Annotated in this window: 16 protein-coding genes and 1 pseudogene; all 17 read right to left on the minus strand. The window is 63.5% G+C overall.

What is annotated here, in order from left to right; all coding sequences use genetic code 11:
* Positions 1–217: 217 nt before the first annotated feature.
* Positions 218–1,243: a type II toxin-antitoxin system antitoxin DNA ADP-ribosyl glycohydrolase DarG gene (locus GE073_RS18815; RefSeq protein WP_153784091.1), complete on the minus strand. Its 1,026-nt coding sequence runs from the start codon at positions 1,241–1,243 to the stop codon at positions 218–220.
* Positions 1,244–1,255: 12 nt separating this feature from the next.
* Positions 1,256–1,366 carry a hypothetical protein gene (locus GE073_RS26075; protein WP_416362093.1) on the minus strand — a complete coding sequence of 37 codons (111 nt, stop codon included), beginning with the start codon at positions 1,364–1,366 and terminating at the stop codon, positions 1,256–1,258.
* Positions 1,348–1,890 (minus strand): type II toxin-antitoxin system toxin DNA ADP-ribosyl transferase DarT, encoded by a 543-nt coding sequence (locus tag GE073_RS26080; protein WP_416362094.1) that lies wholly within the window; start codon positions 1,888–1,890, stop codon positions 1,348–1,350. The genes GE073_RS26075 and GE073_RS26080 overlap by 19 nt, the downstream gene beginning before the upstream one ends.
* A 133-nt stretch (positions 1,891–2,023) precedes the next feature.
* Positions 2,024–2,209, minus strand: a pseudogene (locus tag GE073_RS18825) (hypothetical protein); the annotation flags it as partial.
* Positions 2,210–2,459: 250 nt separating this feature from the next.
* Positions 2,460–4,232: a glycoside hydrolase family 2 protein gene (locus tag GE073_RS18830; RefSeq protein ID WP_153784092.1), complete on the minus strand. Its 1,773-nt coding sequence runs from the start codon at positions 4,230–4,232 to the stop codon at positions 2,460–2,462.
* A gap of 19 nt (positions 4,233–4,251) precedes the next feature.
* Positions 4,252–5,883 carry a response regulator gene (locus tag GE073_RS18835; protein WP_194843407.1) on the minus strand — a complete coding sequence of 544 codons (1,632 nt, stop codon included), beginning with the start codon at positions 5,881–5,883 and terminating at the stop codon, positions 4,252–4,254.
* Positions 5,858–7,702, minus strand: a complete 1,845-nt coding sequence (locus GE073_RS18840; RefSeq protein ID WP_153784094.1) for a cache domain-containing sensor histidine kinase — start codon at positions 7,700–7,702, stop codon at positions 5,858–5,860. The genes GE073_RS18835 and GE073_RS18840 overlap by 26 nt, the downstream gene beginning before the upstream one ends.
* 21 nt (positions 7,703–7,723) lie before the next feature.
* Complete coding sequence (locus GE073_RS18845) at positions 7,724–9,181, minus strand: extracellular solute-binding protein (RefSeq protein ID WP_228551639.1); 1,458 nt, start codon at positions 9,179–9,181, stop codon at positions 7,724–7,726.
* Positions 9,182–9,243: 62 nt separating this feature from the next.
* Positions 9,244–10,989, minus strand: a complete 1,746-nt coding sequence (locus GE073_RS18850) for a glycoside hydrolase family 43 protein (protein ID WP_153784095.1) — start codon at positions 10,987–10,989, stop codon at positions 9,244–9,246.
* Positions 10,990–11,014: 25 nt separating this feature from the next.
* Positions 11,015–11,854 (minus strand): carbohydrate ABC transporter permease, encoded by an 840-nt coding sequence (locus GE073_RS18855; RefSeq protein WP_028599185.1) that lies wholly within the window; start codon positions 11,852–11,854, stop codon positions 11,015–11,017.
* Complete coding sequence (locus GE073_RS18860; protein ID WP_153784096.1) at positions 11,855–12,742, minus strand: carbohydrate ABC transporter permease; 888 nt, start codon at positions 12,740–12,742, stop codon at positions 11,855–11,857.
* A 109-nt stretch (positions 12,743–12,851) separates the two neighbouring features.
* Positions 12,852–14,150 carry an ABC transporter substrate-binding protein gene (locus tag GE073_RS18865; protein WP_028599187.1) on the minus strand — a complete coding sequence of 433 codons (1,299 nt, stop codon included), beginning with the start codon at positions 14,148–14,150 and terminating at the stop codon, positions 12,852–12,854.
* 122 nt (positions 14,151–14,272) lie between these two features.
* Positions 14,273–15,691, minus strand: coding sequence for a family 43 glycosylhydrolase (locus GE073_RS18870; RefSeq protein ID WP_153784097.1), 1,419 nt, complete (start codon positions 15,689–15,691; stop codon positions 14,273–14,275).
* A 718-nt stretch (positions 15,692–16,409) separates the two neighbouring features.
* A complete protein-coding gene (locus tag GE073_RS18875) occupies positions 16,410–17,183 on the minus strand; it encodes an alpha/beta fold hydrolase (RefSeq protein WP_153784098.1) in 774 nt (257 codons plus the stop codon).
* Positions 17,184–17,186: 3 nt separating this feature from the next.
* Positions 17,187–17,477: a hypothetical protein gene (locus GE073_RS18880; RefSeq protein WP_153784099.1), complete on the minus strand. Its 291-nt coding sequence runs from the start codon at positions 17,475–17,477 to the stop codon at positions 17,187–17,189.
* 212 nt (positions 17,478–17,689) lie between these two features.
* Entirely contained in the window at positions 17,690–17,953 is a 264-nt protein-coding gene (locus GE073_RS18885; RefSeq protein WP_028599193.1) for a DUF3886 domain-containing protein, read from the minus strand.
* Positions 17,954–18,037: 84 nt separating this feature from the next.
* Entirely contained in the window at positions 18,038–18,916 is an 879-nt protein-coding gene (locus GE073_RS18890; protein ID WP_153784772.1) for a VOC family protein, read from the minus strand.
* Positions 18,917–18,965 lie beyond the last annotated feature (49 nt).

Genomic DNA, 18,965 nt, shown 5'->3' on the forward strand with positions numbered 1-18,965 from the left:
AAATCGAATAGGACGATGCAGAGGGAGGTCCCTCGGTGTCGTCCTGTTCGTTTGTTTTTTCAATTGCTGGCCAGCAGCTGCGAATCGTCTACGGAAAAATCCTCGCTACGGCGATGATAGAGAAGCCAAGTTGGAGTATCTCTCCTCATTTCGGATAGTTTGATAAAAATGCCCTTCCAATGTTAAATTGGACAGGGCATTCATATCGTTTGCTGAATTAATCTATGGCAGTTAAATGACCCCAAGCCATCTCAATATGTGTATCTTTAAAGACGTTCTTTTTCCTTTCATTCCAGGCCTTAAAATGATCCATTGCAATTTTTACATTATCTCTAGAATCAGGATGATGCTTAATAATCCAATCGGTTGTGGCCAGCAATTCAAGTCCGTAAGGGGTCTCGTAGCCTTCAATTATTTGTTTGGTATCCTGAAGCCTTTTAACCGTACTCCCATCATTTAATTGACTCAAAAAGTCTTCCGCTTCCTTTGTTACTTCTGGTAGAAGATAAATCTCGGCATCCCGATTTCGATCTCCATATCCCCTTATATAGTGTCCTTCAAGTCTTTGAAGAACATGATTTAATTGATCAGCATACGGTCCAAACGGAGCTTTAACGAATCTAAGTTTTAAATTCTCTCCACTCTCTTGCAAAAAGTAAGCGAGTTTCTGAATTTCCAAAATTGACAATTTGTAACCAGGTGCAGCATATAGATTCATTAGCATTATAAGCAAGGCTCTAGCACGAGTTAACTTTGGTTTTTCAGTTCCAACATGCATTTTATCAGGATCTGGACTTCCCAGAGGTGGATACACCATAAATAAAACTTCAGGAACCTTCAATGCCGCTTCCTCAATTAGTAGCCGTACGTCTCCCCAGTTCAGACCGCCATTACCACAGCCTAAAGGAGGAATTGCGACTGATCTGATTCCATACTCTCGAATTTTCTCGACAAAATCGATTAATCCAGACTGTATGTCTTCAATTTTTGACTTCCCTTTCCAATGACGCTTTGTTGGAAAGTTAATAATGTAACGAGGATTAGACCCGGTATCAACAATAAACATTTTACCTGGAATTACCAAATTGTTTTTGCACGCTTTTTCGTACTCTTTAAAATTACCCGGATAGGCCTGTTTAAATTGAAGTGCTATCCCCTTCCCCATTACTCCTACACAATTCACTGTGTTTACTAAAGCCTCGGCCTCAGATTCCAACAAGTTACCTTTTTTATACTCAATCACAATCTCACCACCTTAGTAATACCATTCTCTACGTACCTTCACGGGAATATTAATTGAGTTATTTTGTATGATCTTATGTGCCTGGTCCTGCAAGATGTCATTAATTACACCAATTTCAAGCACTGCGTCAATCGGAAAGAACTTAAAGCCAGGAATTCCGCTTGACGTTTCCGTTTCCTGTCAGGATATTCTGTAGTATCATTCCAATAGCGGGAATTTATTATTCCCCAATCAATATGTTTCAAATCAGCTGGATCATTATAAAATTTGGAATAGTTAATGATCGCATGCCCGTCTGTAAATACAAACGGGATTTTCTGATATAGCACTTGTTGTATGGTTGATACAAGATATATAATTTGTTTTTGCCCACCTTGATACTGTGGCACATTCCCTTGATTAATTGTATATAGCATAGGGGATCGCGGCGCAAAGTAAAACGGAACATAATCGTGTAAATGACCGAACGGACGCAAAGGAACCTGTTTTTCCGAGCGTCTAGATTGAATTTGCTCATAAGCGATATTTACGAAAGAGCTTCCCTCGTTATGTAATTGATTAATGCAAACGAGACCATTATTGCTGAGGATCGAATGAAGATTCTCAATACTCGTTATATGGTAAATCAATGTGGGATTCGGTACCATTTCGCTACACTCCAAGTCTAACACGTTAGAGTTTTATTTCGACAAATGATATAAATCTTCCTCCCAAGCAAAAAAAACAGAATATATGTTCGTATTATTTATATCCATATGATTTAAGCAAGTCAAAAAGAACTTAGCTCAGACTTAGAGATGAATGAGCATGAACAGCTAAAACTCGTATCATAACCATGATTCCGCCAGCAAAATGAAGGAGTCCGAAGTAGTTGCGAGCCTTCTTTTCAAACCGAAAAAGGAGCTTGCGGAAACGATTGAGCCATGAAAACAATGTCTCAACAATCCATCGACGCGGGCGTTTCCCTTCTTGCTTTCCATGTCTTTGCTGGCTGCGGAAGCTCTTCTTGGATCAGCTCCCAGAATTCGTCCGACAGGCCCCTTTATTACCTATATCTTTTAGGATAAACTCTAAGTCCCCAACACCATACTCCCTTTATCTCCAATGTGTCGACTCTCAACAAAACGGGACGAAGCCCGTGAGTCGGCTTCGTCCCGTTCTCGGTCCCGTCGCGCTAAACGTTCCCGTCCTTGCTTTTTCTTTCCGCTGCCCCGCCTCAGCCCTGCGCGTACCGTCCCTCGACGATCGCGCGGATCGTCTCCAGCGGCAGCTTGGGCTGCCGGTCGTACGTCAGCAGGCCGTTGATCTCCTGCTCGACGTCGGTCAGCTGCGTGTAGCACCAGCCCTGCACGACGCCGCCGGCCAGCGGCGAGATGACGTTGTCCAGCCGCTCGGCGAAGTCCTCGTCGCTCGACGCGCCGGAGTAGCCCCAGCCTTCCCAGTCGCTCTTCTTGTAGGCGATGCCGCCGAACTCGGTGACGAGGATCGGCTGCCCCTCGTACGGGAAGCCGTCGACCGCCAGCACGCGGCCGGCCGGCGAGGCCGCGACGGCGCTCTCCGCCGTGGCGTACCGCTGCTGCAGCACGTCCCGCCGCCACTCGTAGTCGTGGATGTTGAACAGGTCGGTGCGCACCATCTCCCAGCCGTCGTTGGAGACGACCGGCCGCGTCGCGTCGAGCGACTTGGTCAGATGGTACATCGCCAGCGCATGCTGCTGCTGGCGCTTGTCGACGGCGATGTTCGGCACGCCCCAGCTCTCGTTGAGCGGCACCCAGGCGACGAGACAAGGATGGTTGTAGTCGCGCTCGACGCTCTCCTGCCACTCCCGCGTGAAGCGGCCGACATACTCCTCGGAGTAGGCGTAGGCGTTGGCCGCCTCGCCCCAGACGAGCAGGCCGAGCCGGTCGCACCAGTACAGGTAGCGCGGGTCCTCCAGCTTCTGATGCTTGCGAGCCCCGTTGAAGCCCATGTCCTTGGTCAGCTCGACGTCGCGGCGGATCGCCTCGTCGCTCGGCGGCGTCAGGTTGCCGTCCGGGAAGTAGCCCTGGTCGAGCACGAGCCGCATGAAGTACGGCCGGTTGTTCAGACACAGCCGCCCGCTCTCCACGGAAATCTTGCGCATGCCGAAATAGCTCTGCACCTCGTCGAGCGTCTTGCCGTCGCCGTCCACGAGTCGCAGCGCGACATCGTACAGCTGCGGCTTCTCCGGCGACCACCAGCGGCCGAGGCCGTGGTCGCTGAAGTCGCCGAGCGCGATGGCGCGCGACTCCTCGCCCCGCCGCACGGAGAACGTGTCGCTCGCCACCGGCTCGCCCTCGAACGAGATGTCGGCGCGCAGCGTCAGCCCGTCCGGCAGCGGGCCTTTCACCCAGGAGCGCAGCTCGATGCGGTCGGCGTCGATGTCGGGCGTCAGCTTGATTCGGTCGAGCCGCGTCGCCTCGACGGCCTCCAGCCATACCGTCTGCCAGATGCCGGTCGTGCGGGTGTAGAAGATGCTGGCCGAGTCTTCCTTCCAATACTGCTTGCCGCGCGGCAGCGTCACGTCCCGGCTGTAGTCGGCCGCCCGCACGACGAGCCGATGCGGCCCGGCTCCCGCCGCCCGCAGCGCGTCCGTGATGTCCGCGCGGAACGGCGTATGGCCGCCCTCGTGCCGGACGACGAGCGCGCCGTTCACCCAGACGCTCGCCTCGTAGTCGACGGCGCCGAAGTGCAGCAGGATGCGCTTGCCGGCGAACGCCTCCGGCAGCTCCAGCTCCCGCCGGTACCAGACGATGTCGTGGAAGCCCGGCTCGGCGATGCCGCTGAGCTTGCTCTGCGGCGCGAACGGCACGACGATGCGCCGCCCGAGCTCCGTCTCTCCCCGCTGCCAGCCGAGGCTCTCGCCCTCGTCGGCGTCGTCGAACTGGAACTCCCATTCCCCGTTCAGATTGATCCATGCCTCGCGGTAAAACTGCGGCCGCGGATGCTCCGCGCGCGGTTGTTCTGCCATGTTGCGAATCCTCCTCGTGTTAGCGGGAGCGCGCCTCGGCGCTCCCTCTCATGCGTTCCCGATATTCCTTCGGCGATGCGCCGGTCCGGCTCTTGAACACCCGGTTGAAATGCCTCACATGGGCGAAGCCCGTCTCCTCGGCGATCGCCTGGATCTTGTCGGAGGTGAGCGCCAGACGGCGCTCGGCCTCGCGCAGCCGCAGTCCGGTCAGATGCTCGACGAACGTCTCGCCGGTGCGCTGCTTGAACAGATTGCTGAAATAGGCCGGGTTCAGGTACACCGCCTCCGCCACGTCGCGCAGCGTCAGCGGCTCCCGGTAATGCTCGGCGATGTAGCGCGCCGCGGACGCCACCGGATCGCGCTCCTGCAGCGCCCGCGCCTGCGCGATCGCCGCCGCGAGCCGGACGAGCAGCTCCTGCAGCCGCTCGGACAGCTCCTCGCGCGAGCTGATCGCGCATACCTCCGCGAGCCGCTTGCCGATGTCCTGGCCGCCGAGCCAGGCGGACGACGCCCCGAGCTCCTCCGCGAGCTCGTAGTAGCGCAGCAGCAGCTTGCACAGCTGCTGGTGGATCGCCTCCGGCGAGCGGGCCGCCTCGCACAGCTCGCCGACCCAGAGGGCCGCCTCGGCGGCAATGCGCTCCGGCGCTCCCTCCAGCACCGCCTGCTCCAGCCGGTCGGCCGAGCGCCGGGCCGCCTCGCCGGCAGCCGAGCCGCGGCCGCCGACCTCGGCGTAGTCGAGCACGCAGTCGCCGCCCGCGATCAGGCGGTGCAGCAGGGCGATCTCCGCCTCGCCGTAGGCGCGCGGGATGCCGCCCAGCCCCTCGGCCGGCGCGCTGACGCCGATCGTCACCGTCAGCCGCGACAGCGACGAGATCTGGCGGCGGATCATCTCCGCCAGCGAGTCCGCGCCGGAGCGCAGCGGCTCCGGCGTCGGCCGGTTCACGAGCGCGACGACCTTCGTCTCCGACAGCACGAAGCTGATGCCTTCCGCATGGCGGTCGAGCATTTCCTGGGCGAACTGCTGGATGTACAGCTGGAACAGCGACGGATCGCCGCTGCGGTAGCGCTCCTCGCCGACCGAATGCTTGTCGAGGTTGATGACGAGGCAGACGAAGTACGGGTGGCGGAAGCTCGCTCCCATCTGCTCCAGCAGCTCCAGCTCGCCGGGCCCGATCCGGCCCGCCAGCAGCGCCTCGGCCAGATGGCCGGCGAGATGGCGGCGCACCTCCGGCTGCGCCTTCCAGCCGGCCTCCGCCCGGCGCTCGGCGCTGCGCCGCGTCCGCAGCTCCTCCCCGAGCCGGCCGAGCACGCGCGCCAGCTCCTCGCGCTCGATCGGCTTCATCAGGTAGTCCCTGGCCCCTTGGCGCATCGACTGCTGCGCGTAGGAGAAGTCGTCGTAGCCGCTGACGACGACGGTCAGCAGGCCGGGCTGGCGGCTGGCGGCGAGCCGCTGCAGCTGGATGCCGTCCATCCGCGGCATGCGGATGTCCGTCAGCAGCACGTCCGGCGCCAGCTCCTCGAGCCGGTCCAGCGCCTCATGGCCGTCGCAGGCTTCCCCGGCGACCGTCCAGTCCTCGCCGAGGCCGCCGATCATTTTGCGGAGCCCTTTGCGGAAGATCGATTCATCATCGACGATCAGGATGCTCGGCATCCGAATCCTCCTCCTTTCCGGTATCGAGCGGCAGCAGCGGCAGCCGCAGCGCGGCGCGGAAGCCCCGGTACGGCATGCTCTCCAGCTGCAGGCCGTACTCCTCTCCATAGTGCAGCACGAGGCGGCGGTGGACGTTGAGCAGTCCGTTGCCGGAGCTGCCGCCGAGCTCGCGCGTATGCCGCAGATGCTCGCGCAGCGCCTCCAGCGCCTCGCCCGTCATGCCGATGCCGTCGTCGGCGACGGCGATGACGAGCGTCTGCCCTTCGGCCGCGGCGCTCAGGACGATCCGGCCTTCGCCGGCGCCCTTGTCGATCGCGTGGTTGATCGCGTTCTCGACGAGCGGCTGCACGAGCAGCGGGATGACCTCGCAGCCGAGCAGCGCCGGATCGGCCTCCAGCGTGAACTTGATGCGCTCCTCGTAGCGCATCTGCTGGATGCTCATGTAGCCGCGCACATGGTCGAGCTCGTCGCCGAGGGTCACCCGCTCCTTGCGCCCGCTCAGGCTGTAGCGCAGCAGGCGGCTGAGGCTGTTGGCCATCGTGATGATCTCGCGATTGCCCTCGATCTCCGCGTACATGCTGATCGAGCCGAGCGTGTTGTAGAGAAAATGCGGGTTGATCTTGCTCTGCAGCGCGGCGATCTGCGCGTCCTTCTCGCGGATTTCCGTCTCGTAGAGCAGGTAGCCGAGCTCGCTCAGCTTCGCCGTCATCTCGTTGAACGACTGCCCGAGCGCGCCGACCTCGTCGCGCCCCTCGGCCGGGAAGCGCTGGCTCAGGTCGCCGCGCTCGACGCCCCGCATGAGCCGGCTCAGCTTGCGCAGCGGCTGCGTGACGCGGTACGCGATGAACACGTAGAGCAGCAGCGCGAGGCCGACGCAGACGGTGCCGAACAGGATCAGGAACGTGCGCAGCGTGTCGACGTCCTTCATCAGGCTGGCGAGCGGCACGACGCCGACCGTCGTCCAGCCGGTCACCTCCGACTTGAAGCGGGAGACGAGCAGGCCGCGGCCCCGCTCCTCGACCTGGCTCAGCCCGTCGCCTCCGGCGACAAGCGACGCTCCCGCTCCGGCGAGGTCGAGCGGAGCGGCTGCCGCCCCGCCCCCGCCTTTGCGGATGACGAGCTTCCCCTCGTCGTCGGCGATGTACAGCGACTCCTCCGCGTCGAGCTTTACCTTGGAGAGGATCTCGCGGATGAACTTGGGATCGACGTCGATGACGATATGGCCGAGCGTCCGGCCGCTGTCGAAGCTGCGCAGCTCGCGCGCGATCGAGAACGCCTGGTAGACGATGCCGCCGGTCGAGCGCACGTCATGCGTCGGCACGAATACCGGCTCGCCGTAATGGCCCTCGAAGCGGTCGAGCCAGGCGACGCTTTCGTCGAGCTTGTAGGTCGTCACGTACTGGCTCTCCGGCAGGACGACATAGGAGGCGCCGTCGCGGCCGTAGAGCGACACCCCGAGGATGTCGACCCGTCCGTTCAGGAACACCTGCGTCACGAAATTGTTGAGCTCGCTGATCTCCTCGAGCGTGAGCGGCTGCCCCGGCGTCCGCTTGGACTCCAGGAACGCCGTCACCTTGGGATACTGGTACGGCATGACCGTCAGCCGGTTCAGCTCGTTCATATAGGTGTCGATGTTCAGCGTCATCTGCTTGATCGCCTGCAGCTGCGATTCGCCGACCTTGGCCTCCGTCGTCTCCGAGAAGCGGGCGAAGGCGAAGCCGCCCATCAGCCCGAGCGGCAGGACGATGAACACGGCGTTGATGAGGATGAGCTTGCGCGCGAGCTCGAGGCTGCGGAACCAGATGCCGAATGCCTTCATGCTGCCTCTCTCCTTCGCCCGCTACTTGGCCAGCGCCGCGTCGACCGCCGCCTGCGCCCGCCGCAGCGCCTCGGCCGGCGTCTGCTGCCGGTAGATCATCCGCTCCCACTCCTTGATGAGCAGCTCGATCATGCTCCACTGCTTCACCTGGCGCGGCCAGTAGGCGACGTCGTTGGCCACCTCCGCATAGTCGCTGCGGAACTTGAGCCGCGCGTACGCCTCGCTCGCCACGACCTGGCTCGAGCTCGGCACATGGCCGGCCTTGGCCCACAGGTCGCCGTGCTCGACCGCCCACTTGGCGAACGTCAGCGCCGCCGCCCGCTTCTCCGGCGTCAAGCCGGCCTTGGCCGGCAGCGCCAGCGTATGCGTGTCGCCCCAGACGGCGGCATGGTCGTACAGCACGGGGAACGGCACGACCGACAGCTCCAGTCCCGGCGCCTGCTCGAACGCGCCCGTGCCCCACATGCCGGTGACGAGCAGCGCCGCGTCGCCGTCGTGGAACAGCTGGAACGCGTCGTTGATGCCGGACGGGATGAGCTCCTTGCGGTAAAGGCTGTCGACGAGCTCCAGCGCCTCGAGCGCCTGCGGATTGTCGAATACCGCCTTGCCGCCGTCCGCGCTGTAGAACGCGCCGCCGCCGTCCATCTGGTTGTACAGGCTCCACCACAGCCATACGGAGTCGATGCGCGTGCTCGGCAGCGCGAGCGGAGCGACGCCGGGCGGACTGCTCGCCTTGAGCCGCTCCAGGAAGCGGAGGAAGCCCTCCTTGCCCGGCTCCAGCAGCGGCTTGCCGTCGTCGCCGAGCAGCCCGGCGCGGCGCAGATGCGCCTGGTTGGCGTACAGCACGAGCGCATGCGTGTCGAGCGGCACCGCATAGTGGGCCTGCTCGTAGAGCGTCGATTCGACGATGTTGGCGTTGAACTGGCTCCAGTCCAGCCCCGCCGCGGCCGCCGGCTCGTCCAGCCGCTCGATGTAGCCGTTCTGCACGAATTGCGGCAGGTTCGTCGCATGCACGATCGCCAGATCCGGCGCGTTGCCGGCGAGGATCGCCGTGCGCAGGCGGGAGTAGTAGTCGTCCAGCCGCGAGTTGATCTGCTCGACGCGAATGTCCGGATGCTCCGAGTTGAACGCTTCCACGATATCCGTCATGAAAATGTTGTCGCCGCCGCTGAACGGCGTCCAGTACTCGAGCACGATCGGCTCGACCGCCGGGCCCGGATCGGGCGGCGGCTCGGCCGCCCCGGAGCAGCCCGCCGCGAGCAGCGCCGCCGCCGCTGCGGTCCATCCGAGCCTCCGCCAGCCTCTCCGGCCGCTCCAGCCTCTCCAGCCGCCGCTGCCTTTCCAGGCGCTCCTGTCGCCGTCTCCGGCTGCGCGCGCTCCGCCCCGCCGCGTCTTTCCGGCTTCGCAGTCCATGCTGCCGCCATCGCGCTTCCATCCATGCCGTCCGCCGCTCCTGCCGAGCTGTCCGCCGCTTCTCATGCGCCATCCCCCTGCCGCTTCATCGTTGTCGCCTTAAGTTTCCTCCGGCAAGGCGGCTGCCGTCAACCGCCGGGACGAATCCAGATGTCGGCAAAGTCGACGCGCAGGCTGCCGGCTCGCGCCGTCAGCTCGATGGCGCTCGCGCCGGCAGGCAGCTTCAGCTCCGCCTCGTACATCCGCAGCTCGCCCCGCTGCTGCGGCTCAATGTCGAGCGTCAACTTCGCGCCGCCTGCGGAGATCTCCAGCTTGGAGCCGTCCGCCGGGTTCAGCACGGCCACGGACACCGTGTACGTGCCGGACTTCGGCACGCGCACGTTCGGCAGCCGCACGCCGGCGCCGGCCTCATGCAGCAGCGCGGCCGCGCCGCGCGAGGCGAACACGTTCTCGTTCTCCTCCGCGCCGCCGAGCATCTCGCCCCATTCCGCCTCGAAGCGCGGCAGCTCCAGCGCCAGCAGCTCCGCGCCGCCGCTCGCCCGCGCCCGCAGCTCCCCGCCGCCCTCCGGCAGCTTCAGCTCGGCGTAGGCATAGCCGACTGCTCCCGTCGCGGTCGGCTCCAGCTCCGCCGTCTCGGCCTTGCCGGCGGAGGACCTCAGCGAGATGCGTCCCGCGCCGCCCTCCGCCATCCGGTAGTGGAGCAGCACCGGCACGACCGTCTCGACGGTGGAGGCGACGTCGCTGAACACGAGCTCCTCGCCGTCTGGCCGGGCGTCCTCCGCCCGCAGGACGCCCATGCCGGACGGCGCCTCGATCGCCGCCTCCAGCGGCTGCGGCGGACCGAAGTCCGGCAGGCCGTCCGCGGTCCAGCCGACCTTGGCGGCGCGCGCCTTGCGGTTCGCCCAGCCGTCGGACTCGCCGCTCGTGGCGTGGTAGACGATCCACGTCTCCGTGCCGTCCGGCGACGCCGCGAACGAGTTGTGCCCCGGCCCGTACACGCCGGCCTCCGCGTCCGGCGCGAGCAGCGGCTCGGGATGCTTGCTCCAGTCCTCCGCCCGCAGCGGATCGCCGCCCTCGCGCAGCGAGAGCGCGCCGATGCTGTAGTACGGCGTCCAGCTGCCGGCGCCGGAATAGACGATATGGACGCGTCCGTCCCGGCGCAGCACCGACTGCCCTTCGTTGATGTACGGCGGTCCGCCAGCCTTTTCCCAGTCCAGGTCGGGACGGCTCAGCAGCACGCGCGGCCCGCTGATCGTGAGCGGATCGCTCATCGGAGCGATGTACGTGTTCTGGGCTTCGTTGACGTCGCCCTCCCAGCCCGACCAGATGAAGTACAGCCGCTCCTCATGCTCCATGACGAGCCCGTCGATCGCCCATTTGTCCGTCTCGTCCGCGATCTTGCCCTTGAAGGCGTATTCGCCCATCGGGTCGTCCGTCGCCGCTTCGAGCGCGTACATGCGGTGGTTGGCGTTGTCGCCGTCGTCGGCCGCGAAGTAGATCAGCCATTTTCCGCGCACATGCTGGATTTCCGGCGCCCACAGGTTCGCCGAGTAGGCGGTGCCGACCGGCGGATGCCAGACGACCTTGCGCTCGGCGGAGCGGAAGTCGAGCGTCCGCGACTTCATGACCATGATGTCCGTGCCGCCATGGGTGAACGTCATGTAGTAGAATCCGCCGTGATGGACGACGCTCGGATCCGGCGTGTCGATCTCGGCCAGCGTGTTCTTGAACGTGCCGCCGTGTCCGGCGTACGACGCATCCGTTTCATCCGGATGTCCTTGCTTGCTCCACATCCAATAGCCTCCTCCCGCGATCAAAAGCAGGAGCAGCGCCGCTAGCAGCGTCGCCGTCCCTCGATTCCTTTTCAGCCGCATCGCCTCGTTCTCCTTCTAAGCTGCCTTATTTGACGCCGCTGCTCGTAATCGCGCGGACGAACGACTTCTGCCCGAGGATGAAAATGAGCACGACCGGAAGCGCGGCGACCGTCGTCATCGCCATCAGCTTGCCGTAGCTCTGCGTGTAGCTGCCCGTCGCCATCATCGCGATGCCGGCCGTAATCGTGCGCATCTCCGGCGACGTCGTGGCGTAGAGCGGCCAGACGAAGTCGTTGTAGATGCCCATGAACGTGAAGATGCCGAGCGTCACCAGGATCGGCACGGCCGACGGCATGAGGATGCGGGCGTACAGCTGCCATTTGTTGACGCCGTCGATGCGCCCGGCCTCCTCGATCTCCTTGGGGAACGAGAGGAAGAACTGGTACAGCAGGAACACGCCGAACGCGCCCGCCGTCGCCGGCAGGATGAGCGCAGGATACGTGTTGATGAGGCCGAGCGCGTTGAACTCCATGTACATCGGCAGGAACGTCAGCACGCCCGGAATCATCAGCGAGGCGATGAACATCGGCAGCAGCAGCCGGCGCAGCGGCAGGTCGGTCAGGCGCGCCAGCGCGAAGGCGGCCATCGAGTCGATGACCAGCACGATCGCCGTGCCGATCGCGCCGACGGACAGCGAGTTGGCGATCCAGCGCAGCACCGGCGTGTTCATCAGCTCGCCGCCGAGCCCTTGCCGGAAGTTGTCGAGCGTCGGCTTGCGCGGCAGGAAGTCCATCCGTCCGGACAGCGCCTCGAAGTCGTTCTTGAAGCCGGTCGAGAGCATCCAGATCAGCGGCAGCACCATGACCGCGGCGATGATCGCGGCCAGCAGGAGAAGGATCGCCTGGTTCCGTTTCGAAGTCGTCATCTAAGCCTTCTCCTTTCGGTTGGTGAGCTTGAACTGCACGACGGACACGGCCATGATGAGCAGCGCCATCAGGATCGCCATCGCCGACGCCGAGCCGATGTCCTTGCGCGCGAACGCCTGGTCGAGCACGTTGATGAGCAGCACGCGCGTCGTGTCGCCCGGCCCTCCGCGCGTCAGCAGGAACGGCTGCGCGTAGATGTTGAACGAAGCGATCGTCGAGGTGATCATGACGAACAGCATGACCGGACGGATCGTCGGCAGCGTCACCGAGACGAACTTCGACCAGGCGCCCGCCCCGTCGATCGAGGCCGCCTCGTACTGCTCCTCCGGCACCTCGTTGAGCGCGTTGATGAAAATGATCATGTTGAAGCCGATCGTCCACCAGATCGTCGCTCCGATCAGCGACACCCACGCCCACGGCGTGTCGGTGAGCCACGGAATGCCGGCGAAGCCGAGCCGCGCGAGCAGGCTGTTGATGAAGCCGGCGTTCGTATCGAGCATCATGAGCCAGATGACGGCCATGACCGACGCCGAGAGCGCGTACGGCAGGAAGTAGAACGTGCGGAACAGCCCGCGCACGCGCGCCGGCAGCGCGTTCAGCAGCATGGCCAGGGCGAGCGCGACGAAGATGAGCAGCGGCACCGAGTAGAGGACGAACTGCGCCGTCGTCCACAGGCCGCGGAAGAACAGGCTGTTCTCGTACGTGCCCGGCGTGAGGATGGAGATGTAGTTGCTCAGGCCGACGAACGCATGCTCGCTCGAGAGCAGCTCGAAGTCCTGGAGGCTGATGACGACCCCGTACAGGATCGGGAACAGCAGGAACAAGCCGAAGCAGGCCAGATAGGGCAGCACGAACAGGAACGAGGTGAGCCGCGAGGTCCATTTCATGGATGGGTCCTTCCTTTCATGGGCAGCGGGCGGGCGAGAAGGAAAGAAGGACGAGAGAGCGCACAGCCCGCTCTGCCGTCCTTCCGCTTTCGCTTCCCGGCAAGCCGGATTATTTCATCGCCTGGCGGGACTTGGCGACCGCGTCGTCCATCGCCTGCTGGGCCGGCTTCTTGCCGAGGATCGCGTTGCTCAGCTCGCCCCACAGCGGCTCGACGATCGTGCCCCAGTTGAGCACGTTCGGCGCGAACTGCACGTCGGCGAAGCTGCCGGCGACCGTGCTCTGGAACTCCAGCGCCTTGAACTCCGGCGATTCCAGCACCTTGTTGGAAGCGACCGCCTGGCCGGACTCCGCCCAAGCGAGCGAGTCGCCGGAGACGAACTTGAGGAAGTCGCCGATCGCAGCGAGCTTATCCGCATCCGTGACCGCCTTCGGCACGACGAAGCCGTGCGAGCCGGCGTAGACCGCTTTTTTCGCCTTGCCGATCTGCGGCATGACGGCGACGCCGTAGTTCAGGCCGGCTTCGTCGAACTGCGATTTCATCCACGGACCGTTGAACTGGATCGCGTTTTTGCCTTGGAGGAACAGCGTGTTCTCGCCGTCCTGCTGCACGTTGCCCGGGGAGATGCCCTTCTCGACCATATCCCGCAGCCATTGCACCATCTCGACCGCCTCCGGCGAGTTGTACGCCACGTCGGAGCCGTTCCACAGCTCGCCGCCGTTCTGCCAGACGAGCGAAGGGAAGATGAACTGCTGCGGCCACAGCGTCGGCACGACGTAGCCGTACACGCCTTTGTCCTTGTTCGTCAGCTTCTCGACGGCGGCGTCGAACTCGGCGCGGTTCGTCGGCGGAGCGGAGATGCCGGCTTGCTCGAACAGATCCTTGTTGTAGTACATGACGGCCGGGTGGATGTCGAGCGGGATCGTGTACAGCTTGCTGTCGATCGTCGCGTACTTGATCGGCGCCTCGGCGAAGTCCGCGGCGTTGATGCCGGCCTGGGACGCCAGGTCGTCGACCGGCTGCAGCTGGTCCTTGCTCTGGTACGTCGGCACGGAGTCGACGTGCATGATCATCAGGTCGGGCCGCTCCTTGCCGGTGCTGAGCGCGACGTCGAGCTGCTTGTAGTACTCGCCGTTCGGCTGGATGACGAATTTCACCTTGTAGGCGTCCTGCGAGCTGTTGTATTGGTCCACGATCTTTTTCATGAACGGGCCGTCCGAGCCGGAGAAAGGAGACCAGAACAGAATTTCCGTCGCTTTGCCGCTTCCTCCTCCGGAGGACTGATTTTCGGCCGCGCTGCCGCTGCCGTTTCCATTTCCGTTTCCGTTGCCCGAGCAGGCGGTGGCCAGAAGCGGCACCATCAGCGTCATGGCGAGGATCGAGGCTTTTTTCCGGTTGCGTTTGCTCATCCGAGATACTCCCCTTTTATGTCGGTCTTCCACGAGCGAGGCTCGTTGGATAGCCTTATCGTAAGGGAAGGAGACGCTTCGAAAAATGGCGCTTCTACAGATGAAGTGGACATTTTTACAGGTCAGAGGCTCGGGAACAGATCCAGGCTGTCGATCTCGGCGTAGTTGCTGACGCGGGTGAAGCGCACCGTGTTCGAGCCGGCGTTCAGATAGACCTTGGCCGTGGACGTCCCCCAGTTGTTCCAGCCGGAGTAGGCGACATAGAAGTTCGAGGCCGCTCCGCCGTTCACCGACAGCCCGTGGATCGCCCACGGCTGGCCGCTCGTGCCGTTGCCGGTGCGCGCCGCGAGCACGTACCAGCCGGCCGCAGGAGCGCTGACCGTGAACTGCACGTAGCTCGCCGCCGTATCGATGTAGCCGACCTTGCGGCCGCCGGAGGCGCTGGCCTCGTTGGTCGCCGCCGCGCCGCCTCCGAGCGCGGCGTTCTCCGCCTCATAGCGCTCGCGGGACGGCTCGCCGGACGGAACGGCGATCGACGCATTCGGCGCGGCGGGCGAGCCGAGGTTCGGCGTATTGTCGGCGTTCCAGCCGAACTTCTGCGCGCGCACCTGGCGCGTCCAGCCGGCGCCCTGCCAGCGGGCGGAGTGGTAGACGATCCAGTCCTCGGCGCCGTCCGGGGACTTGGTGAAGCTGTGGTGGCCGGGGCCGTAGATGCCGTTCGCGCTGGCGAAGATCGGCGTGCTCTTTTTCGTCCAGGACGAAGCGTTCAGCAGGTTCGCGGACGTGCCGGCGGTGATGAGGCCGAGGCAGTAGCCGTCGGTCCAGCTGCCGCTCGCCGAGTAGACGAGGCTGATCGTGCTGCCGCGCACGATGACCTGCGGGCCTTCGTTGACCTGCGGCGTCGTGTTCGTCTCCCAGCTGTACGTCGGCGTGGCGATGCGCGTGCGCGCGCTGCTGATCGTCCACGGGTTGCTCATCTGCGCGATGTACAGATGCTGCTTGTCGTTGACCGTCCCCTCCCAGCCCGACCAGAGGAAGTAGCGGCTGCCGCCGACGGTCAGCACGGTGCCGTCGATCGCCCAGCGGTCGGTCGCGTCGCTGATCTTGCCCTTGAGCGTCCAGCTGCCGGTCAGCGGATTGGCGCTGGCGTTCTCCAGCACGTACATGCGATGGTTCTCGTTGCTGCCGTTGTCGGCGGCGAAGTAGACGTACCATTTGCCGTCGAGATAGTGCAGCTCGGGCGCCCATAGGTTGGAGCTGTACATCGTGCCTGCGGGCGGCGTCCAGACGACGGCGCTCTCGCCGGCGTCGATGCCGCTGAGCGTCCTGGAGCGGGACAGCGTGATGTTGCCGCCCGTCGTCTGCGTGTAATAGTAGTAACCGTCCGTATGCTTGTACATCCACGGATCGGCTCCGTCCTGCTTGATGACGTTGAAGAAGGTCGAGACCGGGGCGGCATGCGCGCGCTCGGCGCCGAGCGGCAGCAGCAGCGTGACGGCGAGGCAGCAGGCGAGGGCCATCAGGGCGAGGCGTTTGATCATGATCGATTCCTCCTTGGGATGGTCGCATATGCGAGATGCGCCAAGCCCAGTCTACTCGGTTCAGGGAAGCGCTTCCAGGACATCCTTTTGCAGATGCCGGACGTATTTCTAGATCATGGAATGGAAATGTCCGCAAATGGGCAAGCCGACCGGCTCTAGACGAAGTCGGCATCGTCCATCTGGAACGATTCAGCGGCGGCTCGAGCGGCCGAAGCAATTCTCTTGCCGAAGCCAGGGAGCTGACGACGAATCAGATCGTTAGCAGGTTGAAATGACGCCATTTCCATGCCTAACGACGCGTGGCGGGCTTAGCCGTTAAAAAGACGAAAAAAATGAGCGAAATGGGGGCGTCGGAGCGGTTTAAGCGTATGACGCGTCGTTAGTCGATCATGAAGGCGGAATATGGGTCTCTAAGCGCACCAGGGATCGTTGCCGCGGAAAGCCGTCAGCCGGCAGCAGTTCAGCTGCTCGTCGGCATCATTCCGGCTGCTTGCCGGGAGCAGTTCAGCTGCTCGTCGGCATCACTCCAGCTGCTTGCTTGCAAGCCAGCACGGAGACGACAAGCGAACCGGCCAGGCCGCAACGAAGCTTCTCCGCCAGGCGAGCCGCGCCGTCAAGAAAATGATGCAACGCAAACGAGACGAAGCCGCTTCCTGCGGCTTCGTCTCGTTTGCTGCTTCCATTCCTCTGCGCCATGCGCCTTGCGGGAGGACCGCTTTCACGGCAGGCTTTCCAGCCACGCGGCCATCGCTTCGGCGGTGTGACGCGCCTGCGCGCCTGCAGGGAGAGTCGACTTGCCGTCGCCCCGCTGCTCGCCGTAAGCGCCGAAGCCGGCATGATTGCCGCCCTCGATCGGCACGTACGCCGTGTCCGGCGGCAGCCAGCGCTTCGCCTGGCCCCAATCGCCGCGGTCCATCACCTCGTCGTTCGTCGCGAACACGGACAGAGCCTTCAGGCCGCTTCCGTTCAGGTCGCCCTTGGGGTCGGGGTAGGAGGCGAGGAAAAACACGCCCGCCAGCCGGTCCGGATGCTCCGCCGCATATCGGGCCGCCATCACGCCGCCGAGGGAATGGCCGCCGATGACAAAGCTCCCGTCCCGGGCCGAGTCCAGCACCCCGTCGGCGCGGCTCCCTCCCAGCACGGCGAGGTCGAGCGGCATGCGGATGAGATAGGCCGGGTAGCCTCGGCGGGAGAGCTCAAGCGCCAGCGGCGCGTAGCTGCGCTCATCGACAAGCGCTCCGGGATACAGCAGGACGGACGGGCTCTTGCGATCGCCTGTCGGGACAAAGGCGATGAAGGAGTCGGTTTGCTCGACCTCGACGTCGGCTGCCCGCAGCGCTTCCTCGGCCTCGGCAGCAGGACCGTAGCTTAGCGCCTTCAGCACGATCAGTCCGGCCGCAGCCAGCAGGAGCAGCGAGGCGGCGATCCACATCGCCGCCTTGGTCCTGCGCCGGTGCTTCGGGCGGGACTGGGAGTTGGCAAATTCGCTCATTGTCTAGACATGGAGCGAGCCGGCCGTCTCCGCGCCGCCGATCGAGCAGGCGAGGATCGCCGCATCGAGCAGCTCCAGCTCGCCGGCGAGCGCCGCGCGCTTGCGCTCGAACTGCTGCAGATGCAGCACCCCCGTCTCGTCCTCCGGGTAGCGCTCGACATATTGGCGCATCTCGGCCAGCGTCAGCTCAAGCTCCTCCAGATCCCCAAGCTCGGCCTGGCTGGCGGCAAAGCCTTGGCTCAGCCGATCGTCCTGCATTCTGTATTCGTTCATCGTCATCATGATGGAATTCATCGTTGTCGTACCTCCTGATTTCTCGCGTTCGTTTCGGTCCGGATGGGCTCGTTTCGCTCCGAGCCGGGCAGCCCTCGCTGCCGTCCGCTTCCTTTATTACCACCGCGAGCCCGAGTGAAACAACGAAAAGGCCCTCCCTTATGGAAGGGAAGGGCCTTGCCGGAAAGGAAAGGGTCCATCCGCCGCAGACCATGCGGAAAAAGGGCTCGATTCTACTTGAATTTCTTCCAGTCCATGCTGCTGTTCTCAAGCAGATACTCCATGCTGCTCTCGTTGCGCTTCTGCTCGGCCTTGCGCGCTTCTTCGGCGCGACGGCGCTCTTCCTCGCGGACGCGCTCCTGCTCCGCGCGCATGTCTCCCGCCTGGTTCTTCAGGCGGTCGACGAGCTCCGCCGGCAGCAGATCCTTCAGCGTCGCCGGCTTCGCCGCCGCTTCCGGACGCGGCTCCGGCGCGCGGCCCCGATTCTTTTTGGCCATATTGCGGCATCCTCCCCTCGCGTCTAGCTTGCTCGCAGGCGATTATACCACAGCGCGCCCCTCCCGGCATCTGCCGCGCTCGGCTCAGCCGATCGACAGGCGCAGCGTGATGCCGGAAGGATCGACGACCTCAAGGCCGCCCTCCGCCTCGCGAACGTCGACGCCGCCTGCCCGCAGCCGGTCCGCCGCCGCCAGGCGCGCCGCCTCGTCCGGGAACAGGATCGTGGCGAACTTCAGGCCGACGGCGTTCTCCGGCGGATGCTTGGCGCCTCGTCCGGCCCAGATGTTGAGCCCGATATGATGGTGATAGCCGCCGGCGGAAATGAACAGCGCCCCCATCGACTGCCAGCCGTCGACGATCAGATCGAAGCCGAGCAGGCCGCAGTAGAACTGGCGAGCCGCCTCCAGCTCCGCCACATGGAAGTGGACATGGCCGATGACCGTGCCGTCCGGCAGCCCTTCCCACGGCTGGCCCTCCGCCAGCGCGAGCAAGCCCTCGACGTCGACCGGATCGGTGCCCATGCGCACATGGCCGCTCTCGTCGTACGTCCACTCGCTGCGCGGACGGTCGCGGTAGATCTCGATGCCGTTGCCGTCAGGATCGGTGATGTACAGCGCCTCGCTCACCCAGTGGTCGCCCTGGCCGATGTGGATGCCCGCCTCGGCCATGTTGCGAAGCACGAGCCCGAGCGACCGGCGATCCGGCACGAGCACCGCGAAATGATACAGTCCGGCCGCCGAGCGGCGGTCGACCGCCGCGGCATCCGGCCTTTCCTCCAGCTCCAGTAGCGCCTCGTCCGAGCCGGCATGGCCCAGCGCGGCCTCGCCGCCGCTGCGGCTCAGTACGCGGAAGCCGAGGATGTCGCGATAATAGGCGATGGAACGGTCCAGGTCGCGGATCTTGAGCCGGACCTTGCCGATGCGGACGGCGGGATCGATCGAGCCCTGCAAAGGATTATTCATCATGGATGCACCTCATTAGTTACTTATTTTTAGTTAGTATAATACATAA

Source organism: Paenibacillus sp. B01 (assembly GCF_009649995.1).
Taxonomy (GTDB): domain Bacteria; phylum Bacillota; class Bacilli; order Paenibacillales; family Paenibacillaceae; genus Paenibacillus_O; species Paenibacillus_O pasadenensis.

What these genes read in the sequence shown, in the direction of transcription:
- GE073_RS26080 (WP_416362094.1), bottom strand. Translation starts at nt 1,890, where the DNA reads ATGGTACCGAATCCCACATTGATTTACCATATAACGAGTATTGAGAAT.
- GE073_RS18830 (WP_153784092.1), bottom strand. Translation starts at nt 4,232, where the DNA reads ATGGCAGAACAACCGCGCGCGGAGCATCCGCGGCCGCAGTTTTACCGC.
- GE073_RS18835 (WP_194843407.1), bottom strand. Translation starts at nt 5,883, where the DNA reads ATGCCGAGCATCCTGATCGTCGATGATGAATCGATCTTCCGCAAAGGG.
- GE073_RS18840 (WP_153784094.1), bottom strand. Translation starts at nt 7,702, where the DNA reads ATGAAGGCATTCGGCATCTGGTTCCGCAGCCTCGAGCTCGCGCGCAAG.
- GE073_RS18845 (WP_228551639.1), bottom strand. Translation starts at nt 9,181, where the DNA reads ATGAGAAGCGGCGGACAGCTCGGCAGGAGCGGCGGACGGCATGGATGG.
- GE073_RS18850 (WP_153784095.1), bottom strand. Translation starts at nt 10,989, where the DNA reads ATGCGGCTGAAAAGGAATCGAGGGACGGCGACGCTGCTAGCGGCGCTG.
- GE073_RS18855 (WP_028599185.1), bottom strand. Translation starts at nt 11,854, where the DNA reads ATGACGACTTCGAAACGGAACCAGGCGATCCTTCTCCTGCTGGCCGCG.
- GE073_RS18860 (WP_153784096.1), bottom strand. Translation starts at nt 12,742, where the DNA reads ATGAAATGGACCTCGCGGCTCACCTCGTTCCTGTTCGTGCTGCCCTAT.
- GE073_RS18865 (WP_028599187.1), bottom strand. Translation starts at nt 14,150, where the DNA reads ATGAGCAAACGCAACCGGAAAAAAGCCTCGATCCTCGCCATGACGCTG.
- GE073_RS18870 (WP_153784097.1), bottom strand. Translation starts at nt 15,691, where the DNA reads ATGATCAAACGCCTCGCCCTGATGGCCCTCGCCTGCTGCCTCGCCGTC.
- GE073_RS18875 (WP_153784098.1), bottom strand. Translation starts at nt 17,183, where the DNA reads ATGAGCGAATTTGCCAACTCCCAGTCCCGCCCGAAGCACCGGCGCAGG.
- GE073_RS18880 (WP_153784099.1), bottom strand. Translation starts at nt 17,477, where the DNA reads ATGAATTCCATCATGATGACGATGAACGAATACAGAATGCAGGACGAT.
- GE073_RS18885 (WP_028599193.1), bottom strand. Translation starts at nt 17,953, where the DNA reads ATGGCCAAAAAGAATCGGGGCCGCGCGCCGGAGCCGCGTCCGGAAGCG.
- GE073_RS18890 (WP_153784772.1), bottom strand. Translation starts at nt 18,916, where the DNA reads ATGAATAATCCTTTGCAGGGCTCGATCGATCCCGCCGTCCGCATCGGC.